Genomic DNA, 19,483 nt, shown 5'->3' with positions numbered 1-19,483 from the left:
GGCTTCGTCGTGCGCGCCACCCGGGTTGTCCGTTCGCAATCCGCTCGCCGCCGTCGCCTCCTGTTCGTTAGCGTGCCCCCATGACGACGACAGCCGCCAACGGCGCCGATGCCGGGGGCTCCGGAGCCCATCCCCGTTTCGCCGCCGCCCTGGAGGAGCTGGGGCTGGGGGAGCTGGCCTTTCGGGTCCGGCGGTTCCCGGACGCGACCCGGACCGCCGCCGAGGCCGCCGCGGCGGTCGGCTGCGAGCTGAGCGAGATCTGCAAGTCGCTGATCTTCGCGGCCGACGGGGTGCCGGTCCTGGTGCTGATGGACGGCGCCTCCCGGGTCGACCTGGAGCTGGTCCGCAAGGAACTCGGCGCCGAGAAGGTCACCCGGGCCAAGGCGGACGTCGTCCGCGAGACCACCGGGTACGCCATCGGAGGCGTCCCGCCGTTCGGGCACCGCACCCGCACCCGCGTGCTCGCCGACCGGGCCCTGCTGCGGCACGACGTGGTGTGGGCGGCCGCCGGCAACCCCCACGCCGTCTTCCCGATCCCGCCCGCCGCGCTGGTCGAGCACGCCGGCGCGACCGTCGTGGACGTGCGGGAGCCCACCGCGTGACCCTGCAGGTCGCCGCCGCCGTCCTGCTGGCCGCGCTGACCCACGCGAGCTGGAACGCGATCGCCCACCGGATCAGCGACAAGCTCGTCGGCGCGGCGCTGATCGCCGGCGGGGGCGTGCTGATCGGACTGCTGCTGATGCCGTTCGCGGCGGTCCCGGCGGCCGGCGCCCGGCCGTACCTGATCGCCTCCGCGGTCGTCCATGTCGCCTACTTCGCGCTGCTGATGCTGGGCGCCCTGCTGTCGGTCCTCGCCTACGGCCTGGTGCTGTGGGCACAGACCCGCGCCGAGCCGGCGCCGGTCGCCGCCCTGCGCGAGTCGTCGGTCAAGTCTGGTTCATGCGGTAATAACTTCGCTGGTCAGGCCTATGGCGAAGCCACTTCGTACGCGGTAGCCCTGTCCGGTGCGATGAGAGCGTGATTGAACTCTGCCGTTGGGCTGGCGTCAGTGGCGGGACGCTCTCAACCCAGCGTGAGCCACCGGATGTTCAGACGGCTGGCGTCCGATGCTTCTTCCCCGGTGATCGGCTCGCGCCCGGTCGCCTTGCGCAGGAAGCGAAGTTGTCCCCATCCAAGCTTTTCCAGTGTGGCCGCCCCATCTGGGCCGAGCAGAAGACTCTGCACCAAATCTGCGGCCTGGGAAGTCAGCCATGGCTCACGCCCGAGGGCATCGGCCAGGTCCAGGCCGTGCACGGCGACCTCGACCACGCGCGTCAGCAGGAACTCCGACAGGAGCATCGGATCGCCGTGCCGGGTGCGTACCACACGGTCGTCGGGCTCGGCCCGGCACAGTCGGTCCACCTGTTGCCAAGTGGTGTTGAAGTCGTCGGCGAGCGCGGCACCGCTGAACTGTTCAGCCGCATGCTCTTGAGCCAGGGTGATCCGGGCCGCGTTGGTGTCCGGAGCGAAACGGCCGTCGGGCCGGTAGTACTCCGCTGCCGAGACCTCGGCACGTGTCGGCGCCGGCTCCGCCAGCATGCCCGGCAGCCAAGCAATCACCACCCGGACATGAGCCAGCAAGTCGCTCACCGTCCACGGCACACACCGCGTCGGCAGACGCCACTCGGCCGCTGAGACCCCGGCCATCGCCCGCGCGAGCTGCCCCGCCTCAAGGTGAAATGACTCAAGGACCCACCCCTGCTCCATACTGATCAAACTACCGGGCCTGGGCACAGGCACGCATCCGCGACGCTGCGCGAGTGAACCGCCTCGGGACAGTCCGGAGCCTCCATCAGATCCGGAGCGGTTCAGTCGGCACTCCTCCAGGTCGTCGGACTCGCTCCGCTCTGGGCCCTCTGCCTGAACCGGCAGCCTCGTCCGCCCACGCGTCAGGACTGTCCTTGTGCGAAAGCCGCCGGCGAGAAGGTGAAGGCCACGTATGTGCGTCCGCCCGCCTGGAAGTGGGCGTCCTCGGCCATCTCGTAGTGCCGGTGCACGGCCAGGGAGCGCTCGTTGGCTGTCTCGACGAACGCAACAGCGAGGTCGAAGTCATCCATCAGAGCGTGGCTGAGCGCCGTGAGTAGCTTCGTCAGCACCCCACGCCCTTGGAAACGTTCGTCGACCGCGACGGGGCCGTAAAGGAAGAGCCTGCCCAGGTCGCGTCCGTCTGCCGCCTTGGTGACCGCTGCGACGGCTGCCGCAGCCGGGTGTTGTGGCGGGAACCAGCCCGGCTCGCTCGTGATCGCGAACCCGGCGAGTTCCCCCGCGGCATCGGCGACGAAGATGCCTGGGCCATCCTGGAAACGGTTGAGGAGTTCGCTCGTCAGGGTGCCTTGCACAAAGCCTCGACGCGCCCGCTCCTCATCGCTGAGCCCCAGTCCGCGGGCCTTGTCCATCAGGGACAGGATCGCTGGGTGATCCCCGGGTCGAGCCCTGCGTACGTTGATCGTCATATAGCAGATACTACGTAGAGACCTAGGCGCCAGACCCCGCGACCGGTGCTGTCCCGTGACGGGGCCCTATACGAGATCGCCCAGGTCAAGCCCCATGATCCCACCACCGGACCGCGGTTCGCCGCGTGCACGCTGACATCGGTCAACTGCCGTTCCTGCCGCAATAACTTCGCCGGTCAGCGGGCTGGCTGAACCGTCCTCGGTGTGGTCGGAGCGGTGTGCGGCGCGCGTCAGGGTTGGTTACCGTGGGCGTGGACGGTTGCCGCGCGTGGAGTGGCGTCTGCTCTGACTCCTGGAGCTGTCGCCGATAATTTCGCGTTCGTGTCTGACACTTCGCGCCTTCCTGGGCTGAAGTTGGCCGAGGCAGATTGGATAGTGCAAGCCGCGTTGGCGGTCGGTGCGGAGCGAGGTTTCCCTCCGCTGGCCGTGGCCGTGGCCAGGGTGTGCACTGCGCTGTTGGCACTGAAGCCCTCCGGCCTGATCGACCTGCCCGGGGGGATCGTCGACAGCATCCAACACCTCTACGGCGGCGACTTCGCCCAGTGGGCCGGCGGTGTTCTGGTCACGGACGGTGAGTTGATCCTCGGTGCCGCAGGCGCATCCGGTGCCCATGCTCTTGAAGACGAAGAGGCCGCGCAATCGGCGGTGCAGCGGTGGCAGAAGAACCGTTCAGACGGCCGGAAATGATGCCGATCCCGATGATGCCGACCGCGATGATGCTGGAGAACTTCGGGGGCGATTTCGGATCGCGCGCGAAACAATGCTTGGCTCAACAGACAGTTGGGCCTGGCTGGTCGGGGCTTTGCTCAGGTTCGCGGCCTCACGCTCGCCTCAGTCACGCCGGACGGAGAACAGGCGCGCCGCCGCAGCCAGCACCAGCCAGGCCGCGATGAGGTAGAGGCCAAGACGTTCTTCGGGCACTGCGAGTGGCCACACCCGCCAAGCCGGCGAGGTGTAGCCATCGGCGGCCAGGAAGGATCGAGGCTGCTGCATGATCGGGTGACAGCGGGGTCTGTGCAGCCAGAGCTGCGGGTGGGGGCATGATGGTCTCTGCCCTGCGCGATCAGGGGCCCGGACTACCTTTTCAGCTTCTGGAACGGTCGACGCTCATGGGTGTGTTCATGCAAGCCGGCACTGCCGTGCCCGTAGTGGTGTTGGCCGCGGCAGTGCTGCACGCCCTGTGGAACGCACTGGCGCACGCGATGCCGGACAAGCTCGCCGGCTTCACCCTGATCAGCTTCGCATTCGTCGGCGTCAGTGCGATCTGGGTCTGCTTCACGCCGCTCCCAGGCTCCGCTGCCTGGCCCTTCATCGTGGCCTCGGCCGTGCTCCAGAGCGCCTATCAGACCCTGCTGCTCCAAGCGTACAAGCTCGGTGACTTCGGCCAGATGTACCCGGTGGCGCGCGGTGTCGCACCCATGCTCGTTGCCGTCGTCTCGGTGAGCATTCTCGGCCAGGACCTGTCGGCCCGCGCACTCACCGGGGTCCTGGTCATTTCCGCCGGTCTGGTCGCCCTTGCTCTGGCGGACGGCTTGCCGGACCGCACCCAGTTGCCGGCCCTGATTGCTGCCCTCGGTACCGGCGTCATGATCGCCTCGTACACGGTCGTCGACGGTACGGGCGTACGGCGCTCGGACAGCGTCTTCGGTTACATAGCCTGGGGTTTCCTGCTCCAGGGCATGCTCTTCTGTGCCGGTGCCTTCGCGCTGGCCGGGCGCGGACTGCGGCACCGGCTGGGTGACGCCCCGATACGCGGGCTGACCGGTGGGCTGCTCTCACTTACCGCGTACGCACTGGTGGTCTGGGCGCAGGACCACGGCGACCTGGCGTCCATCGCCGCACTCCGCGAGACCAGCATCGTCATCGCCGCGCTGCTCAGTGCCGTGTTCTTCCACGAGCGACTGGGCGGCCGACGACTGGCCGCGAGTGCCACCGTGGTGGTCGGCATCGCCGTGCTCCAACTCGCTCACACCTGAGCGCCCGAGCCGACAGGGGCCAGGCCGTGCGCTGAGAAGCCGTTCGGACTACGGATACCGCTTGCTCATTGCAGATGCAGCCCTGAGCAGCCCTCTGGGTCACATCGATCATCGTGGGCGCGGCCATCGGGGCGGTGTTCTTCAAGGAGCGGTTCGGGGCACCCAGGATCGCGGCGGCCGGGCTCCTGGTCGTCGGGATCGGGCTGATGCTGCACGCCGGTTAGACACCGGGCGCCGCGACCGTCCGAAACGGGGCCGGACCGCGCGCCGGACGGTCTCGCGTACGCCAAGCTGGCGTGCGGAACGTACGAGCACAGGGAGACGTCATGACCGACAAGCCGACCGTGGCCTTTCTGGGTACCGGGATCATGGGCGCCGCGATGGCCCGCAACCTCCTGAAGGCCGGGCACACCGTCCGGGCGTGGAACCGCACCCGAGCCAAGGCCGAACCCCTCGCCGCCGACGGCGCGCAGGTCACCGACACCCCCTCGGAAGCCGTCGAGGGCGCCGACGTCGTGCTGACCATGCTGTACGACGGCGGCACCGTCCTGGAGGTCGTCCGCGAGGCGGCCGGCGCGCTGCGGCCCGGAGCCGTCTGGGTGCAGTCCACCACCGTGGGACTCGACCAGATCCCCGCACTGGCCGCCTTCGCCCGCGAGCACGGCCTGGTCTTCTACGACGCCCCGGTCCTCGGCACCCGCCAGCCCGCCGAGGCCGGGCAGCTGACCGTCCTGGCGGCCGGTCCCGAACAGGGCCGGGAGACGGTCGCGCCGGTCTTCGACGCCATCGGCGCCCGCACGCTGTGGACCGGCGACGACGGCTCCTCGGCCGCCGCCACCCGGCTCAAGCTGGTCGCCAACAGCTGGGTCCTCGCGGCCACCGCGGCCACCGGCGAGGTGGTGGCCCTCGCCCAGGGCCTCGGCGTCGACCCGCACAGCTTCTTCGACCTGATCGCGGGCGGCCCGCTCGACATGGGCTATCTGCGGGCCAAGGCCGCGCTGATCCTCGACGGCGGGCTGACCCCGCCGTCCTTCGCGGTGGACACCGCCGGGAAGGACGCCCGGCTGATCGTCGCCGCCGGCGCGAGCCACGGCGTGCGCCTCGACATCGCCGAGGCGGCGGCCGAACGCTTCGCCCGCGCCGCCGCGCAGGGCCACGCCGACGAGGACATGGTCGCCGCGTACTTCGCCAGCTTCGACGACAGGTGACCCGCGCGGGCCGGTGCCGACGTGACGGCCCCGGCCTTGAGGGAGCACCCTGGAAGCAGCGATTGCGGAGGTGGTCCCCATGATGCAGACCGCTGTGGGATGGCATGTCGAGCTGGAGTTCCTGGAGGACGACACGCACACGCGCGCGGTGGCCCTGGTGCGTCTGGCCGACGGCACCGAGATTCGCGCGCACGGGCATGCGAGCCGTCATGAATCCGACAGCAACCAGCCCAGGGTCGGGGAGGAGATCGCGGGAGCCCGCGCTCTGAACGAACTGGCCATGCAGTTGCTGAGCAAGGCGCACGGCGAGATCGACGCGGACTCCGGACGGCACTCGCATCCGATCAACGTGTGAGGAGCGCGGGCGCACGGGGGTGCCCGCGCGCTTCCTGGGGCCCTGGGGCGCGGTCCCGGGGTGCTGGGGCGGGCGCGGTGGTGACGGTGGCGGTGCCTACGCCAGTGCCGTGCGCACCGCCCGTACCAGCGCCTGCGCCCGCGCGTCCGCGGTCACGCTCTTGCGGAAGCCGTTGGTGACGTAGCCGAAGGCGATGCCCGACCCGGGGTCCGCGAAGCCGAGCGCGCCGCCGCGTCCCGGGTGGCCGAAGGAGGCGGCGGAGAGCAGGGGGGACGCGCTGCCGTGCAGCATGTAGCCGAGCCCGAAGCGGGTGGAGACGACCAGTACCCGGTCCGGCCCCGCCGACCGCTCGCCGCGCGCCAGTTCCACGGTCTCCGGCGTGAACAGCCGCCGGCCGCCGTCGACCTCGCCGATGAGGGAGGCGTAGAAGCGGGCCAGGCCGTCGGCGGTGGCGATGCCGTTGGAGGCGGGCAGGGCGGCCGCGCGGTAGCCGGGGTCGTTCTCGTCCGGGAGCGGGCTGATCGCGCCGAACGCCCGGCGGGTCAGTGACCCGGGGTCGGCGTACGCCTCGGAGACGGCCCGCTTGGGCCGGGTCCGCAGCGCGCCGGCGGCCTCCGGGGCCGCGACGGGCCCGACCCGCCCCACGCGCGCCTGTTCCGCCTGCGGCAGCCCGAGCCACAGCTCGGCACCGACCGGTCCGGCGATCTCGTCCGCGATCCACTCGCCGACGCCGCGCCCGGTCACCCGCCGCACCAGCTCACCGGTGAGCCAGCTGTACGTCTGCGCGTGGTAGCCGTGATCGGTGCCGGGCTCCCACACCGGCGCCTGCGCCGCGACCGCGGCCGCGCCCAGGTCGGGGTCGGCGGCCTCCGCGGGCGTGAGCGGCCGGTCCAGCACCGGTACGCCCGCGCTGTGTGCGAGCAGCTGCCGTACCAGGGTCCGCTCCTTGCCGGCCGCCTTGAACTCCGGCCAGTGATCGCCCACCGGGGCGTTGAGGTCCAGTTCCCCGCGCTGCCCCAGAAGCAGCAGGACGGCGGCCACGACGCCCTTGGTCGCCGAGCGCACGATCTGGGCGGTGCCGCGCTCCCAGGGCGCCTCACCGGCGTCCCCGTCGACGTCCCGGGCGCCGCCCCACAGGTCGACGACCCGGTGCCCGTCCCGGTACACGGCGACCGCCGCGCCCCGGTCCCCGAGCAGCTCGAAGTTCTTCGCGAACGCGTCCCTGACCGGCTCGAAGCCCTCGGCCACAGTGCCCTTCACGTCCACGTCCGCCACGGCCGCCACGTCCCTTCAGATCGCCTGCACCGCTCGGACCAACGCCCCCGCGGGGCCCGCGATTCCTCGGCACCGGGGTCGTACGGGCGTGAGCTGTGCCTCAGTGGAGCGGGCCGGGCGCGCGGTCAGCCGAGCACGATCGTCACGTCGATGTTGTCGCGGGTCGCGTTCGAGTACGGGCACACCTCGTGGGCGGCGTCCACCCGCTTCGCCGCGATGTCCGCGTCCAGCACCGGGAGGGAGACGCTGAGCGCGACGGCGAGACCGTAGCCGCGCCGCTTGTCGGGGCCGATGCCGACCTTGGCGGCGACCGCGGAGCCGGTCAGGTCGTAGCCCTCGCGGTTGCCGGCCAGGATCAGCGCGTTGTGGAAGCAGGAGCTGTACCCCGCCGCGAACAGCTGCTCCGGGTTGGTGCCGTTGCCGTCGCCGCCCAGCTCCGGAGGCATCGCGACCCTGAGCTCGATCTGGCCGTCCTGGCTGGTGACATATCCGTCCCGGCCACCGTGCGCGGTCGCCTCCGCGACGTACATGATCTTCGTCGGACGGGTGTCGACGGTGGCGCCTTCGGTCACGGCGGGACCTCCCCCAGGGCGGAGACAATGGTGGGCAACACGATGGTGTGCAAGTACATCGTGCACAAGGTGTCGACCGGTAGGAAGGCTTTGGACCGCGAGGGGGATAAAACAGCGGGTAACAGCGGGTAACAGGTGGGGGCGAGGCGGGGGCGCCGCTACGCGGAGCGCGAGGCCGTGCCGCTCGCCCGGTCCGCGAGCACCCGCAGCTCCTCACGCAACCGTGCGACGTCCGCACCGTCGAGCCCCGTCGTCGCGAGCAGGGTGCCGGGTACGCGCGCCGCGCGCTCCCGCAGTTCCTCCGCCCGCCCGGTGCACGCGACGAGCACCGAGCGCTCGTCGGACTCCGAGCGTGCCCGGCGCACCAGGCCCGCCGCCTCCAGCCGCTTCAGCAGCGGCGACACCGTGCCGTAGTCGAGGCGGAGCATGCCGGCCAGCTCCTTCACCGTGGTCTCGCCCCGCTCCCACAGCACGAGCAGCACCAGGTACTGCGGGTAGGTGAGCCCGAGGTCGTCGAGGAGCGGACGGTAGGCGGCGGTCACGGCGCGCTGCGCGGCGTACAGCGCGAAGCACAGCTGGTCGTCCAGTCGTGGCGGTGCCGTGTCCTCTTGATGCGTCACCCGCCCATTGTCACGGAGGCGGGGACGCGCCGGACGGTCGTCACGCAAACGCGTCACGCACGGCCGCGGCCGGCTGTCGCCGCGCGCGGGTCGAAGCCGAAGGGCAGTTCCAGCCGGTGTGCCCGCATCAGGGTGTCGTCGGACAGGAGTTCACCGGTGGGGCCGTCGGCGGCGATCGTGCCGTCGCTCAGGATCAGGGACCGCGGGCACAGCTCCAGGGCGTAGGGCAGGTCGTGGGTGACCATGAGGACCGTGACGTCCAGGGAGCGCAGGATGTCGGCGAGTTCGCGGCGGGAGGCCGGGTCGAGGTTGGAGGAGGGCTCGTCGAGGACGAGGATCTCCGGTTCCATGGCGAGGACGGTGGCGACGGCGACCCGGCGGCGCTGGCCGAAGGAGAGGTGGTGCGGCGGCCGTTCGGCGAAGCCGGCCATGCCGACCCGTTCCAGGGCGGTACGCACGCGTGCTTCGAGCTCGGCGCCCTTGAGGCCGGCCGCGGCCGGCCCGAACGCCACGTCCTCGCGCACGGTCGGCATGAACAACTGGTCGTCCGGGTCCTGGAAGACGATCCCGACCCGGCGCCGGATCTCCGCCATGTGCCGCTTGCCGACCGGCAGTCCGGCCACGGTCACGGTGCCCGTGCCGCCGCTCAGGATGCCGTTGAGGTGCAGCACGAGGGTGGTCTTGCCGGCACCGTTCGGCCCGAGCAGCGCGACCCGTTCGCCGCGCGTGACGGCGAAGTCCACGCCGAACAGGGCCTGGTGCCCGTCGGGATAGGCGAAGGCGAGGCCGGAGACCTCCAGGGAGGCGGGAACGTCGGTCACAGGGCCCATCCCAACACACAGACGACAAGGGCGGACAGGGGCAGCGTGAGGGCGTGGGACCACTGCGCCCGGGACGCGGTCACCTCGTCGATGACCGGCATCGAGCCGGCGTACCCGCGGCTCACCATGGCCAGGTGGACGCGCTCCCCGCGCTCGTAGGAGCGGATGAACAGGGCGCCGGCGGACTTCGCGAGCACGCCCCAGTGGCGCACGCCCCGGGCCTCGAAGCCGCGCGACTCCCGCGCGATCCGCATCCGGCGCATCTCGTCGGTGATGACGTCGCCGTAGCGGATCATGAAGGAGGCGATCTGGACGAGCAGCGGGGGCAGCCTGAGCCGCTGGAGCCCGAGGAGCAGTTCGCGCAGCTCCGTGGTGGCCGCGAGCAGGACCGAGGCGGCGACGCCGAGGGTGCCCTTGGCGAGCACGTTCCAGGCGCCCCACAGGCCGTTCACACTGAGCGAGAGGCCGAGGACGTCGACCCGCTCGCCCTCGGCCACGAACGGCATCAGCACCGCGAAGGCGACGAAGGGCACCTCGATCAGCAGCCGGCGCAGGACGAAGGCGGCGGGCACGCGCGCGTGCCCCGCGACTCCCGCGAGGAGCACGGCGTACAGGGCGAACGCCCACATCGCCGTACGCGGTGTCGAGACCACGACGACCACGAAGGCGAAGGCGGCGGCGAGCTTGGTGTGCGGGGGAAGCGCGTGCACCGGGGAGTGCGCGTGCCGGTAGAGCCGGTGGGCGTGTCCCGCGCCCATGTCAGAGTGCCTCGGACGGCGTTTGTGCCGCCGCGCCCCGGCGCCTGCGCACCGCCCAGAACACCGCGCTGCCCGCGACGACGGTCACGCCGACGCCGATGACGCCCGCGAGGCCGCCGGAGAGCCGGGCGTCGGAGACGTCCTTGACGCCGTAGTCGGCGAGCGGCGAGCCGGCGGAGGCGTGCGCCTCGGCCTTCACGTCGATGCCCTTGTCATGGGCGACCTTCTCCAGGCCGTCCGGGTTCGCCGAGGCGTAGAAGCTGACGAACCCGGCGAGGACCAGCGAGGTGACGAGTCCCGTGATCCACAGCGTGCGCCGCGAGGTGCGCGCCGCCGCGGGCACGGGCCGCGCCGGGGGTGCGTCCACCAGCACGCCGTTCACGCGCAGCTTCAGCCCCTGCCGCAGCTCGCGCGCCCCGTGGACCAGGTCCGGACGCACGGCGACGACCGCACCGACCGTCAGCGCGGTGATCGCGGCCTCGCCGACGCCGATGAGGACGTGCACACCGATCATGGCGGTGGCCACCTTGCCGATGGACACGTCGGTGGTGCCGCCGATCGCGTAGATGAGGGTGAACGCGACGGAGGCGGCCGGGACGGAGAGCAGGGCGGCGACGAAGGAGGCGGCGGTCACCGAACGCCGGGTGCGCGGCAGGACCTTCAGCAGGCCCCGGAAGACGGCGTACGCGACGACGGTCGTCACGATCGCCATGTCGGTGATGTTCACGCCGAGTGCGGTCAGGCCGCCGTCCGCGAACAGGATGCCCTGCATCAGCAGCACCACGGACACGCACAGCACGCCGGTGTACGGGCCGACGAGTATCGCGGCCAGCGCGCCGCCCAGCAGATGGCCGCTTGTTCCGGCCGCGACGGGGAAGTTGAGCATCTGTACGGCGAAGATGAACGCCGCCACCAGGCCGGCGAGCGGCGCCGTGCGCTCGTCGAGTTCCCGGCGGGCGCCGCGCAGGCTCATGGCGAGCGCGCCGGCGGCGACCACCGCGGTGACCGCCGAGGTGGGGGCGTCGATGAATCCGTCAGGTACATGCACCGTTCGATTTTAATGTGTTGTTGCGAAGCTTTTGCAAGAGCGAGGGAGTCGTTTATCGCACATCGAGGCGGTCCCCGGCCCGGGCCCAGTGGCCCCACAAGCGCATTCTGTGAAATGTGGGACATTGGAGAGGAAGCGGATGCACAGCTTTCGCGAAGGTAACGGAGCGTAAAGGGCAATCCGATGTCTGTAGTCGAGCAGTACGCGCGAGTTCACATCGTCACGGACGAGGACGAGCGGGAGGACCCGGGCGCGGTGCCCGTCATCCTGCGCTACGACCCCGAGGACGATCCCCGGTCGGTGCGGGTGGACCTGCCCGGGACGGACGAGTGGACGTTCTCGCGCGCCCTGCTGGAGCAGGGGCTCAGGGCGCCGGCGGAGAGCGGTGACGTACGGGTGTGGCCGCTCGGGCGGGTGCAGGCCGTCGTGGAGTTCCACTCCGACCACGGCACGTCGGTGGTGCAGTTCGAGTCGAAGGCGCTGCTGCGCTTCCTCAGGCGCACCTACTTGGCCACGCCCGTGGCCGGCTAGCGCCGCCTACAGCGACGACCCCAGTTTCAGCAGCGCCGCCACGATCGGCCCGGCCGTGTCGCCGCCGTGGCCGCCCGCCTGGACCACGCCCGCGCCCACCAGATCGCCCTTGTACGCCGTGAACCAGCCGTTCGGCTTCTTCTGTCCGTCGACCTCCGCCGAGCCGGTCTTGGCGCCGTAGTCCGGCCCGAGACCGGCCATCGCCTTGGCGGCCGTGCCGTACGCCGCCGTGTACTGCATGACCTCCTTCAGCTCGGACTGCGTCTTGGCGGACATGGTGCGGGAGGCCTTGGCGAGGGTCCGGTTGTCGACCGTGGGGGAGACCAGGTAGGGCTGGTGGAAGGTGCCGGCCTCGACGGTGGACGCCACCGACGCCATGTTCAGCGGGTTCATGCGCACGCCGCCCTGCCCGATCAGCGAGGCGCCCATCTGCGCGCCGCTCTGCACCGGGACCGAGCCGTCGAAGGTCGGGACGCCGATGGCCCAGTTGTTCATGCCGAGGCCGTAGACCTGCTGCGCCTCGGTCGTCAGGTCGCTGTCGGACAGCTTGGGCGCGAAGTTGATGAAGGCGTTGTTGCAGGACGCCCCGAAGGCCATCTTGAACGTGCCCTTCTTGATCTCCGAGTCGTCGTCGTTGTGGAACGTCCACCCGGCCAGCTTGTACGTCTTGGGGCAGGGATGGGAGGCGCCCGGGGTGATGAGCCCCTTCTCGAACAGCATCGTCGAGGTGACGATCTTCATCGTGGAGCCGGGGGCCAGCGAACCCTGGAAGGCCACGTTGAAGCCGTGGCTGGAGTTGGCCACGGCGTAGATCTCGCCGGTCGAGGGGCGCATCACGACGACCGAAGCGTTCTTCTGCGTGGTCACCTGCTTCTCGGCGGCCGCCTGCAGGGTCGGGCTGAGCGTCGTCTTCACCGTCCCCGGCGTGCCCTTGCTGAGCTCCAGGACGGTCTTGTCGGACAGCTTCGCCTTCTCGGACGCCGCGCCGCGCACCACGCGCAGTTCGACGCCCGCCTTGCCGCCGGCCTTCTTGCCGAACTTCTCCCGCAGTCCGTCCAGGACCGTGCCCAGCGACGGGTACTTGGCGGTGGTGATCTCGCCGCCGTCGCGGTCCAGGGCCTTGATGGGCGGGGCGCCGGACTCGCCGGTGGCCAGGGTGTCGCCGTCCGCGAGGTCGGGGTGGACGACCGCCGCGTGCCAGTTCACCACCGGCTCGCCGTCGCCGGTGCGCCGGACGACGCTGAACGAGGAGTCGTACGACAGCGGCTTGCTGACGCCCTTGTACGACACGGTCGCCTTCACCGAGAACGGGACCTTGGCGCCGGTGCGCGTGCCCTCGGTGAGCTTGACGCCGGTGATGTGGGCGTCCTTGGCGTAACCGGTGAGCAGCCTGACGCAGGCCTTGGCGTCGTCCGTGACGGCGGCGGCCTGCGGGACCTTGCCCTGCTGCCAGGAGGTCAGGAAGGTACGCGCGGTCGTCTGCACCTCGGTCGCCGACAGCGGGCCGGTCTTGACGGGCTTGGAAGCGGCCTTCGACGCCGCGTCGGCCGCCCCGCCGCCGTACAGCGCGTAGCCGCCGAGGCCGACACCGCCGACGACGACGGCGATCACCCCGCCGATGACGGCGGGTCTCTTCTTCCGGCGTTCGACGACGCGCCTTCTCTTGCCCACAGTTCCGTTCCTCCGCGCACTTCCCCAGGGTCCCCGCCGCCCCGTAGCCCTCACGCACCCCAACGACTGCAACAGCCTAGAGTCCCGCACCGGGGGAGTGACGTCAGCCACCGATCCGTAGCACGCTTGCGACAATAGGCCCGGCCGCGTCGATACCGTGACCGCCGTCCTGCGTCATGGCCGCGGCCGCGACGTCGTCGCGGTAGCCGGCGAACCAGCTGTTCGACTTGGTCTGCCCGTCGACCTCCGCCGAGCCCGTCTTGGCGCCGATGCTGCCACGCAGCCCGCTCATCACCCCGGCCGCGGTGCCGCTGGTCGCGGTGCGGTTCATCATGGCGCGCAGCTGGCCGACCGTGTTCCCCGACAGGCCCTTCGCGGTGGCCAGCTCACGGTCGTCCAGCTTCTGCGAGACGAGCACCGGCTGCCGGAACGTTCCCGTCATCGCGGTCGCCGTCACCGACGCCATATTCAGCGGGCTCATCTGCACCTGGCCCTGGCCGATGAGGTTGGCCGCGGTGTCCGGGCCGCCGGAGGCGGGGACGCGACCGTCGAAGCTCGGGATGCCGACCTTCCAGTCGTTGCGCCCGAGTCCGAAACGGTCCTCGGCCTCCTTGGTGAGCGAGTCGACCTGGACGGAGTCCGCGTACTTCACGAACGCCGTGTTGCAGGACCGCGCGAAGCTGTCCGAGAGGCTGGCCTTCAGGTCCGGCTGGAGTCCCTTGAGGTTGCTGAAGGTCTGGCTCTGCCAGGTCGCGGTCGGCGGGCAGGGCGCCGGGCCGTTCATCGAGGTGATCCCGGTGTCGATGAGGGTGGCGGCGCTGATGATCTTCATGGTGGAGCCGGGCGCCAGCTCGCCGAGGAAGGCCGCGTTGAAGCCGTCCTCGCGGTGGTTGGCGACCGCGAGCACCTCGCCGGTGCTGGGCTTGACGGCCACCACCGACGACTCGGCGTACTTGGCCACCGCGGACTCGGCGGCGGCCTGCACGCGCGCGTCGAGCGTCGTGCGCAGCTTGCCCGCCCGGCCCGCCGCGAGGGTCAGCAGCGTGGTGTCGGCGGACTCCTGGGACGCGTGCTGGATGACCAGCTCCACGCCGGGGGTGCCGCCCGCCTTGTCGCCGTAGCGGCTGCGCAGCTCGTCCAGGATCGGGCCGAGGGAGGGGTACTTGTCCTTGCTGAGGACCGTGCCGTTGCGGTCGACGGCCTCGATCGGCGGGCTCGCCGCCTCACCGGTGGACAGGGTGTCCCCGCGCTTCAGATCCGGGTGCACCACGGACGGGTCCCAGTCGACGAGCGCGCGGTGGGTGGTCTCGCCGCGCACGATCTTCAACGTGCTCCGGTAGGCGAGCGGCTTGGACTTCCCGCCGTAGGACACCGTCCCCTTCACGCTGAACGGCACGGTGGCTCCGGTCGCCCTGCCGGCCGTGATGTGCACGTCCTTGATGTGCGCGACGTCGCTGAAGGAGGTCAGCACGGGTTCGGCGTCGGCTGCGTCGTTCGTGAGCGCCGCCGCCGAGGCCGGCCGGCCGTTCTCCCAGGCCGTGAAGAACTTCCGCGTGGTGTCCTCGACCTCGTCCGCGGTGGGCGGCCCGGTCCGTACGGCAGGTGTGTCGTCACCGTGCAACGCCGACAGCACGTTGTAGGCGCCGTATCCGGCCCCGCCCACCATCACGGTGCAGACGCTGCCGATGATGGCCGCCCTGACCCCCTTGCGCATGGTGCGAATCCCCTCCCCGTGAGCTTTTGCCGCATTTTGTGAACGCGTTCAAAAGCATGCCGTGAAGCGCACTGTAGGCGGTCGTGAGGGCCCTGTGGCACATGTTGACCCATTGTTGGCTGAACAGAGATCAGGGACGTGACTCACACCCCCGGATCGAGCCACATCCGTGAACGCCAGGAGTCGATCGGGATCGCCGTGCCGGTGTACAGAGGCCAGGAGGAGGTGAGGTCACCGCGTTGGGCGTCGTCAAGGCACCTGGGCACTTCACGCCGCGGGGCGCACGATCAGCGCTCCTCTGATCGGCTTGATCATTGCGCAGTCGGTCGGGCTAGGATCCGACGGCGCTTCCAGGGGTGGGGGCTCAGTCGCATGCCGGGGAGAGGCGAACGTGGAGCGAAGGCGGACTCTGGTCGCGGGCTGGGTGGTTGTGGTGTCGCTGTCCGCGATCATGACGGGTGTGACCCACTGGCCGTCCAAGCCGGCCAGGAGCGCGCTGTCGTTCGCATATCAGCGCGAGGGGGGCGACAACTACATCGGCCAGACATTGGCCATCAAGAACGCGAACAAGGAGTCGGTCGTCCCCGAACTGGCGTTCACCGCGCTCGACCAGAACGGCGACCCCCTGCCGAGGGTGCGTGTGCGAACCGTCTACGGCAGCGACAGCGGCCGTCTGGTGGTTCCGTACGGGGCGGGTCTCGGCATCCTGCGCTTCTCGGGCGCCGGTGAACACCAGGTCCACGACGTTCGCGTCACCGTCAAGCGTCTCGTCGCCGCCAAGAGCCGGGCCGCCGCGCACCCGGTGACCGTTCAGGAGCTGGACAGCGCTGGACGCACGGTGAGCAGGTTCACACGCTTCACCGCTGTGCGCGTGACGAACATCGACCCTTATCCGGTGACGGCACGTGTGGCCTACCTCGTTCACGACCAGCCGGCGGAGGGCGAGACGCAGCAGGCGGTGTCCGTCACTCCCATCGGAGGGCTGGTCGTCGTCCCGGGCGGCGGCAGCGCGGTCGTCAAGGTCACCGGTGCCGCCGCCACTGCCGTGGCCAGGTATTCCGGCGGTCCGGCCGTGAGCGTCAAGGCGTACGACTCCCAGTGATCCGGGTGGCGGCGGGCCGTTCCCGCCGCCACCCGGATCACCTGCTGCAGCTCATCCACAGCATTCCTCGAGCCCCTTCGGGGCAGGAGGTTCAGACGACCACGAGGGCGCAGCCGACTGCCGCGCCCTCGTGACGTTTCTGCCCGGCTGGGGCTAGACCCAGGTGTCCAGCCACATCCGCGAGCGCCAGCTGTCGATGGGGATCGCCGTGCCCGTGTACAGGGGCCAGAAGTAGATGAAGTTCCAGGCGATCAGCAGGACGAGGACGCCGGCTCCCGCCGCGCCGACCAGGCGGCGGGTGTCGCTGGAGCCCGGCGGGCCGATGATCGCGCCGGCCATCATCGCCACCGCCAGGCACAGGAACGGCACGAAGACGACGGCGTAGAAGAGGAAGATCGTGCGCTCCTGGTACATGAACCAGGGCAGGTAACCGGCCGCGATGCCGCAGGCGATGGCACCGGCCCGCCAGTCGCGGCGGAATGCCCAGCGCCACAGGACGTAGACGAGGGCGAAGCAGGCCGCCCACCACAGCAGCGGCGTGCCGATCGCCAGGACCTCGCGCGCGCACTTCTCCCCGGCGTCCGACGGGCAGCCGTCCGCACCGGGGGAGGGCGACTCGTAGAAGTACGACACCGGGCGGCCCAGCACCAGCCAGGACCACGGGTTGGACATGTAGGTGTGCGGCGACGACAGGCCCACGTGGAAGAGGTACACCTCGTGCTCGTAGTGCCACAGGCTGCGCAGCCAGTCCGGCAGGAACGTCCAGTCGCCGCCCTTGCCGTCGGTGGCCGCCCAGTTGCGGAAGTAGCCGCCGCTGCCGTCGGTGGGGGAGAGGATCCAGCCGATCCAGGACGTCAGGTAGACGGCGACCGCCACCGGGACCGTCGCCAGGAACGTGATTCCCGTGTCGTACTTCAGGACCGCCTTGTACGGGTGCCGGGCGCCGGCCACCTTGCGGGCGCCGACATCCCACAACACGGCCATCAGACAGAACGCGGCCAGAATGTAGAGGCCGTTCCACTTGGTGCCGATCGCCAGGCCCAGCAGCACACCCGCCGCCCAGCGCCACGGCCGCAGGCCGAAGCGGAAGGTGTCGGCCACGCGCGCGTCGGGGCGGATCCGGCCGTCCGCGTCGGGCGGCAGCGCGGCCGCGAGTTCTTCCCGCGACCGGTCCCGGTCGATGACCAGGCAGCCGAACGCCGCCAGCACGAAGAACATCAGAACGCCGTCGAGCAGCGAGGTGCGGCTCATCACGAAGTGCAGCCCGTCCACCGCCATCAGGCCGCCCGCCAGGCAGCCGAGGAAGGTGGAACGGAACATCCGGCGCCCGATCCGGCACAGCAGCAGCACGCTCAGCGTGCCGAGCAGCGCCGTCATGAAGCGCCAGCCGAACGGGTCGAAGCCGAAGACCAGCTCCCCGAGCCCGATGACGTACTTGCCGACCGGCGGATGCACGACGTACGCCGCGTCCGCCGGGACCGTGACGTGGCCGTTCGCCTGGAGGATCAGATCGTTGGCGTTCTTCTCCCAGTTGACCTCGAAACCGCGGTGGACGAGCGCCCACGCGTCCTTCGCGTAGTACGTCTCGTCGAATATCACCGCCTTCGGGCTGCCCAGGTTCCAGAACCGCAGCACACCCGCCACCAGCGTCACCAGGAGCGGGCCGCCCCAGGCCGACCACCGCGTGATCCGCTCGGCGAGCACCGCGGGCACGCCCAGGCTCAGCCACAGCCGGGGGTTGGGCTCGGCGTACGGCGGGACCAGACGGTCAACGACATCGGCGGGCGCGCCGGCGCTTCTGCCACCGCCGGCCTGCGCCGGGCTCGCCGGGTAGCCGAATCGGCGCAGCCGCTGCTGCCACGCCGGCCGCTCGTCGAGCGCTGCCTGGCCCTGCCGGGTGTCCGTGGAGGACGCGGTACTGGTCACCGCGCCATCGTAGGGAACCGTTCTGTGTGAGTCCCGTGCAATGGGGCTTAGCGGTGGGTTCCTTTGCGATCGGCTGCCGCGCCTCCCGCGGGGACGGCACTGTCGGTGGCGGCTGCGAGGATGGAGGGGTGACTGGAACCCTTGTCCTCGCAGGCACCCCCATCGGCGACGTCGCGGACGCGCCGCCCCGGCTCGTGGCCGAGCTGACCGGCGCCGACGTGATCGCGGCCGAGGACACCCGGCGGCTGCGGTGGCTCACACAGGCGCTGGGCGTGTCGCCCAAGGGACGCGTGGTGTCGTACTTCGAGGGCAACGAGGCCGCCCGCACGCCCGAGCTGGTCGAGGAACTCGTCGGCGGCGCGCGCGTGCTGCTCGTCACCGACGCCGGGATGCCCTCCGTCTCCGACCCCGGCTACCGGCTGGTCGCGGCGGCGGTGGAGAAGGACATCCGCGTCACCGCCGTCCCGGGTCCGTCCGCCGTGCTCACGGCGCTCGCGCTGTCCGGGCTGCCCGTCGACCGGTTCTGTTTCGAGGGGTTCCTGCCGCGCAAGGCGGGCGAACGCCGCTCCCGGCTCCAGGAGGCCGCCGAGGAGCGCCGCACCCTCGTCTACTTCGAGGCACCGCACCGCCTCGACGACACCCTCGCCGCGATGGCCGAGGTCTTCGGCGCCGAGCGCCGGGCCGCCGTCTGCCGTGAGCTGACCAAGACGTACGAGGAGGTACGGCGCGGTCCGCTGGCCGAGCTCGCGGTGTGGGCGGCCGACGGGGTGCGCGGCGAGATCACCGTCGTCGTCGAGGGCGCGCCCGAGCGCGGCCCGGAGGAACTCGACGCGGCGGAACTCGTGCGGCGGGTCCGGGTGCGGGAGGAGGCCGGTGAGCGCCGCAAGGAGGCGATCGCGGCGGTGGCGGTCGCGGCGGGGATTCCCAAGCGGGTCGTCTTCGACGCGGTGGTGGCGGCCAAGCGCGCGGACGGATGAGGGCGGTTCTGGGCACGCCCTGCTGGTTGCTCCTGTGCAGTCCTGTGCGGGTCGCCGGGGGCCGAGCGCAGCTTCCCGCACCCCTGACGAAAACTCCGGGACCCACAGGCGGCCAGGGGGGCGCACCTTGATCCATGAGCGCGTCGCTCTTCTTCCGAGCGTGCACCTCTGACCTGCGATGATGTGTCCTCTGAGCGGGGCGCGGCTCTTCTGAGCGCGCGCCCCACGGCGGGGTAAAGCAAGGGCGGGAAACGCAAAGCCCAGCCCTGCCCGACCGGGCCGATTTGGCAAGCAGGCTCCAAATCGCATCCAACACTCGGCAGGTCCGTCGCATTCGCGCCGGTGAAGGCGTCCACTGGTCAGCAGGGACGTTCCCGTCCCTCGCCTCCATGGGACTCCGGGGGGAATCCCAGCAGCCGGAGGCGCTTGTCCAGCGG

20 protein-coding genes and 2 pseudogenes are annotated in these 19,483 nt (G+C 70.8%); 10 read left to right on the top strand and 12 right to left on the bottom strand.

Annotated elements, in window-relative coordinates; translation table 11 throughout:
* The first annotated feature begins 80 nt into the window (after positions 1-80).
* Both ACFXI4_RS00310 and ACFXI4_RS00305 read left to right on the top strand, forming a co-directional pair.
* Positions 81-602 carry a YbaK/EbsC family protein gene (locus ACFXI4_RS00310; RefSeq protein WP_384986772.1) on the top strand — a complete coding sequence of 174 codons (522 nt, stop codon included), beginning with the start codon at positions 81-83 and terminating at the stop codon, positions 600-602.
* Positions 599-829 (top strand): annotated as a pseudogene (locus ACFXI4_RS00305) (EamA family transporter); the annotation flags it as partial. The gene ACFXI4_RS00310 and the pseudogene ACFXI4_RS00305, both read left to right, overlap by 4 nt.
* A gap of 233 nt (positions 830-1,062) precedes the next feature.
* On the opposite strand, the gene ACFXI4_RS00300 reads toward ACFXI4_RS00305, so the two are convergent.
* Together ACFXI4_RS00300 and ACFXI4_RS00295 are read right to left on the bottom strand one after the other, a co-directional pair.
* Entirely contained in the window at positions 1,063-1,746 is a 684-nt protein-coding gene (locus ACFXI4_RS00300; protein WP_384986770.1) for a maleylpyruvate isomerase N-terminal domain-containing protein, read from the bottom strand.
* 182 nt (positions 1,747-1,928) lie between these two features.
* Positions 1,929-2,492, bottom strand: a complete 564-nt coding sequence (locus tag ACFXI4_RS00295) for a GNAT family N-acetyltransferase (protein WP_384986768.1) — start codon at positions 2,490-2,492, stop codon at positions 1,929-1,931.
* Between the two features lie 456 nt (positions 2,493-2,948).
* On the opposite strand from ACFXI4_RS00295, the gene ACFXI4_RS00290 reads away from it, so the two are divergent.
* Entirely contained in the window at positions 2,949-3,179 is a 231-nt protein-coding gene (locus ACFXI4_RS00290) for a heme-binding protein (protein WP_384986766.1), read from the top strand.
* A 144-nt stretch (positions 3,180-3,323) separates the two neighbouring features.
* On the opposite strand, the gene ACFXI4_RS00285 is transcribed toward ACFXI4_RS00290, so the two are convergent.
* Positions 3,324-3,485 carry a hypothetical protein gene (locus ACFXI4_RS00285; protein ID WP_384986764.1) on the bottom strand — a complete coding sequence of 54 codons (162 nt, stop codon included), beginning with the start codon at positions 3,483-3,485 and terminating at the stop codon, positions 3,324-3,326.
* A 128-nt stretch (positions 3,486-3,613) separates the two neighbouring features.
* Here ACFXI4_RS00285 and ACFXI4_RS00280 point away from each other — a divergent pair, with 128 nt between their 5' ends.
* From ACFXI4_RS00280 to ACFXI4_RS00265, 4 genes and pseudogenes are all read left to right on the top strand, one after another.
* The gene (locus ACFXI4_RS00280) at positions 3,614-4,468 is read left to right on the top strand and encodes an EamA family transporter (RefSeq protein WP_384986762.1); all 855 of its coding nucleotides are present in this window, start codon (positions 3,614-3,616) and stop codon (positions 4,466-4,468) included.
* 86 nt (positions 4,469-4,554) lie between these two features.
* Positions 4,555-4,692, top strand: a pseudogene (locus ACFXI4_RS00275) (EamA family transporter); the annotation flags it as partial.
* A 102-nt stretch (positions 4,693-4,794) separates the two neighbouring features.
* Entirely contained in the window at positions 4,795-5,676 is an 882-nt protein-coding gene (locus ACFXI4_RS00270) for an NAD(P)-dependent oxidoreductase (protein ID WP_384986760.1), read from the top strand.
* A 79-nt stretch (positions 5,677-5,755) separates the two neighbouring features.
* Positions 5,756-6,031: a DUF1876 domain-containing protein gene (locus ACFXI4_RS00265; protein ID WP_362729749.1), complete on the top strand. Its 276-nt coding sequence runs from the start codon at positions 5,756-5,758 to the stop codon at positions 6,029-6,031.
* A 96-nt stretch (positions 6,032-6,127) separates the two neighbouring features.
* Here ACFXI4_RS00265 and ACFXI4_RS00260 read toward each other — a convergent pair whose 3' ends face one another.
* From ACFXI4_RS00260 to ACFXI4_RS00235, 6 genes are all read right to left on the bottom strand, one after another.
* Positions 6,128-7,297 (bottom strand): serine hydrolase domain-containing protein, encoded by a 1,170-nt coding sequence (locus ACFXI4_RS00260; protein ID WP_384987399.1) that lies wholly within the window; start codon positions 7,295-7,297, stop codon positions 6,128-6,130.
* 134 nt (positions 7,298-7,431) lie between these two features.
* A complete protein-coding gene (locus ACFXI4_RS00255) occupies positions 7,432-7,836 on the bottom strand; it encodes an organic hydroperoxide resistance protein (protein WP_384987397.1) in 405 nt (134 codons plus the stop codon).
* 200 nt (positions 7,837-8,036) lie between these two features.
* Positions 8,037-8,498 carry a MarR family winged helix-turn-helix transcriptional regulator gene (locus ACFXI4_RS00250; RefSeq protein ID WP_384986758.1) on the bottom strand — a complete coding sequence of 154 codons (462 nt, stop codon included), beginning with the start codon at positions 8,496-8,498 and terminating at the stop codon, positions 8,037-8,039.
* A 53-nt stretch (positions 8,499-8,551) separates the two neighbouring features.
* Entirely contained in the window at positions 8,552-9,328 is a 777-nt protein-coding gene (locus tag ACFXI4_RS00245; protein ID WP_384986756.1) for an energy-coupling factor ABC transporter ATP-binding protein, read from the bottom strand.
* Positions 9,316-10,077 (bottom strand): cobalt ECF transporter T component CbiQ, encoded by a 762-nt coding sequence (gene cbiQ, locus ACFXI4_RS00240; protein ID WP_362714633.1) that lies wholly within the window; start codon positions 10,075-10,077, stop codon positions 9,316-9,318. Before cbiQ ends, ACFXI4_RS00245 begins: the two co-directional genes overlap by 13 nt.
* A 1-nt stretch (position 10,078) precedes the next feature.
* A complete protein-coding gene (locus tag ACFXI4_RS00235) occupies positions 10,079-11,125 on the bottom strand; it encodes an energy-coupling factor ABC transporter permease (protein WP_384986753.1) in 1,047 nt (348 codons plus the stop codon).
* 183 nt (positions 11,126-11,308) lie between these two features.
* Between ACFXI4_RS00235 and ACFXI4_RS00230 the strand changes: the two genes are divergently transcribed.
* The gene (locus ACFXI4_RS00230; RefSeq protein WP_362714629.1) at positions 11,309-11,656 is read left to right on the top strand and encodes an SsgA family sporulation/cell division regulator; all 348 of its coding nucleotides are present in this window, start codon (positions 11,309-11,311) and stop codon (positions 11,654-11,656) included.
* Positions 11,657-11,662: 6 nt separating this feature from the next.
* On the opposite strand, the gene ACFXI4_RS00225 is transcribed toward ACFXI4_RS00230, so the two are convergent.
* Both ACFXI4_RS00225 and ACFXI4_RS00220 read right to left on the bottom strand, forming a co-directional pair.
* Positions 11,663-13,327, bottom strand: coding sequence for a penicillin-binding transpeptidase domain-containing protein (locus ACFXI4_RS00225; protein WP_384986751.1), 1,665 nt, complete (start codon positions 13,325-13,327; stop codon positions 11,663-11,665).
* Positions 13,328-13,430: 103 nt separating this feature from the next.
* Positions 13,431-15,041 carry a penicillin-binding transpeptidase domain-containing protein gene (locus ACFXI4_RS00220; protein ID WP_384986749.1) on the bottom strand — a complete coding sequence of 537 codons (1,611 nt, stop codon included), beginning with the start codon at positions 15,039-15,041 and terminating at the stop codon, positions 13,431-13,433.
* A 391-nt stretch (positions 15,042-15,432) separates the two neighbouring features.
* On the opposite strand from ACFXI4_RS00220, the gene ACFXI4_RS00215 reads away from it, so the two are divergent.
* A complete protein-coding gene (locus ACFXI4_RS00215; protein WP_384986747.1) occupies positions 15,433-16,143 on the top strand; it encodes a hypothetical protein in 711 nt (236 codons plus the stop codon).
* 153 nt (positions 16,144-16,296) lie between these two features.
* Here ACFXI4_RS00215 and ACFXI4_RS00210 read toward each other — a convergent pair whose 3' ends face one another.
* Complete coding sequence (locus ACFXI4_RS00210) at positions 16,297-18,069, bottom strand: dolichyl-phosphate-mannose--protein mannosyltransferase (RefSeq protein WP_384986745.1); 1,773 nt, start codon at positions 18,067-18,069, stop codon at positions 16,297-16,299.
* Between the two features lie 128 nt (positions 18,070-18,197).
* On the opposite strand from ACFXI4_RS00210, the gene rsmI reads away from it, so the two are divergent.
* A complete protein-coding gene (rsmI, locus tag ACFXI4_RS00205; protein ID WP_384986743.1) occupies positions 18,198-19,046 on the top strand; it encodes a 16S rRNA (cytidine(1402)-2'-O)-methyltransferase in 849 nt (282 codons plus the stop codon).
* Positions 19,047-19,483: the final 437 nt, after the last annotated feature.

It is taken from the genome of Streptomyces sp. NPDC059224, from assembly GCF_042754285.1.
Taxonomy (GTDB): Bacteria; Actinomycetota; Actinomycetes; order Streptomycetales; family Streptomycetaceae; genus Streptomyces.
The sequence above is the reverse complement of the archived record's forward strand: the minus strand, read 5'-3'. Positions and strand labels throughout refer to the sequence as shown.

What these genes read in the sequence shown, in the direction of transcription:
- ACFXI4_RS00310 (WP_384986772.1), top strand. Translation starts at nt 81, where the DNA reads ATGACGACGACAGCCGCCAACGGCGCCGATGCCGGGGGCTCCGGAGCC.
- ACFXI4_RS00255 (WP_384987397.1), bottom strand. Translation starts at nt 7,836, where the DNA reads ATGTACGTCGCGGAGGCGACCGCGCACGGTGGCCGGGACGGATATGTC.
- ACFXI4_RS00220 (WP_384986749.1), bottom strand. Translation starts at nt 15,041, where the DNA reads ATGCGCAAGGGGGTCAGGGCGGCCATCATCGGCAGCGTCTGCACCGTG.
- cbiQ (WP_362714633.1), bottom strand. Translation starts at nt 10,077, where the DNA reads ATGGGCGCGGGACACGCCCACCGGCTCTACCGGCACGCGCACTCCCCG.
- ACFXI4_RS00295 (WP_384986768.1), bottom strand. Translation starts at nt 2,492, where the DNA reads ATGACGATCAACGTACGCAGGGCTCGACCCGGGGATCACCCAGCGATC.
- ACFXI4_RS00285 (WP_384986764.1), bottom strand. Translation starts at nt 3,485, where the DNA reads ATGCAGCAGCCTCGATCCTTCCTGGCCGCCGATGGCTACACCTCGCCG.
- ACFXI4_RS00265 (WP_362729749.1), top strand. Translation starts at nt 5,756, where the DNA reads ATGATGCAGACCGCTGTGGGATGGCATGTCGAGCTGGAGTTCCTGGAG.
- ACFXI4_RS00230 (WP_362714629.1), top strand. Translation starts at nt 11,309, where the DNA reads ATGTCTGTAGTCGAGCAGTACGCGCGAGTTCACATCGTCACGGACGAG.
- ACFXI4_RS00280 (WP_384986762.1), top strand. Translation starts at nt 3,614, where the DNA reads ATGCAAGCCGGCACTGCCGTGCCCGTAGTGGTGTTGGCCGCGGCAGTG.
- ACFXI4_RS00245 (WP_384986756.1), bottom strand. Translation starts at nt 9,328, where the DNA reads ATGGGCCCTGTGACCGACGTTCCCGCCTCCCTGGAGGTCTCCGGCCTC.
- ACFXI4_RS00300 (WP_384986770.1), bottom strand. Translation starts at nt 1,746, where the DNA reads ATGGAGCAGGGGTGGGTCCTTGAGTCATTTCACCTTGAGGCGGGGCAG.
- ACFXI4_RS00270 (WP_384986760.1), top strand. Translation starts at nt 4,795, where the DNA reads ATGACCGACAAGCCGACCGTGGCCTTTCTGGGTACCGGGATCATGGGC.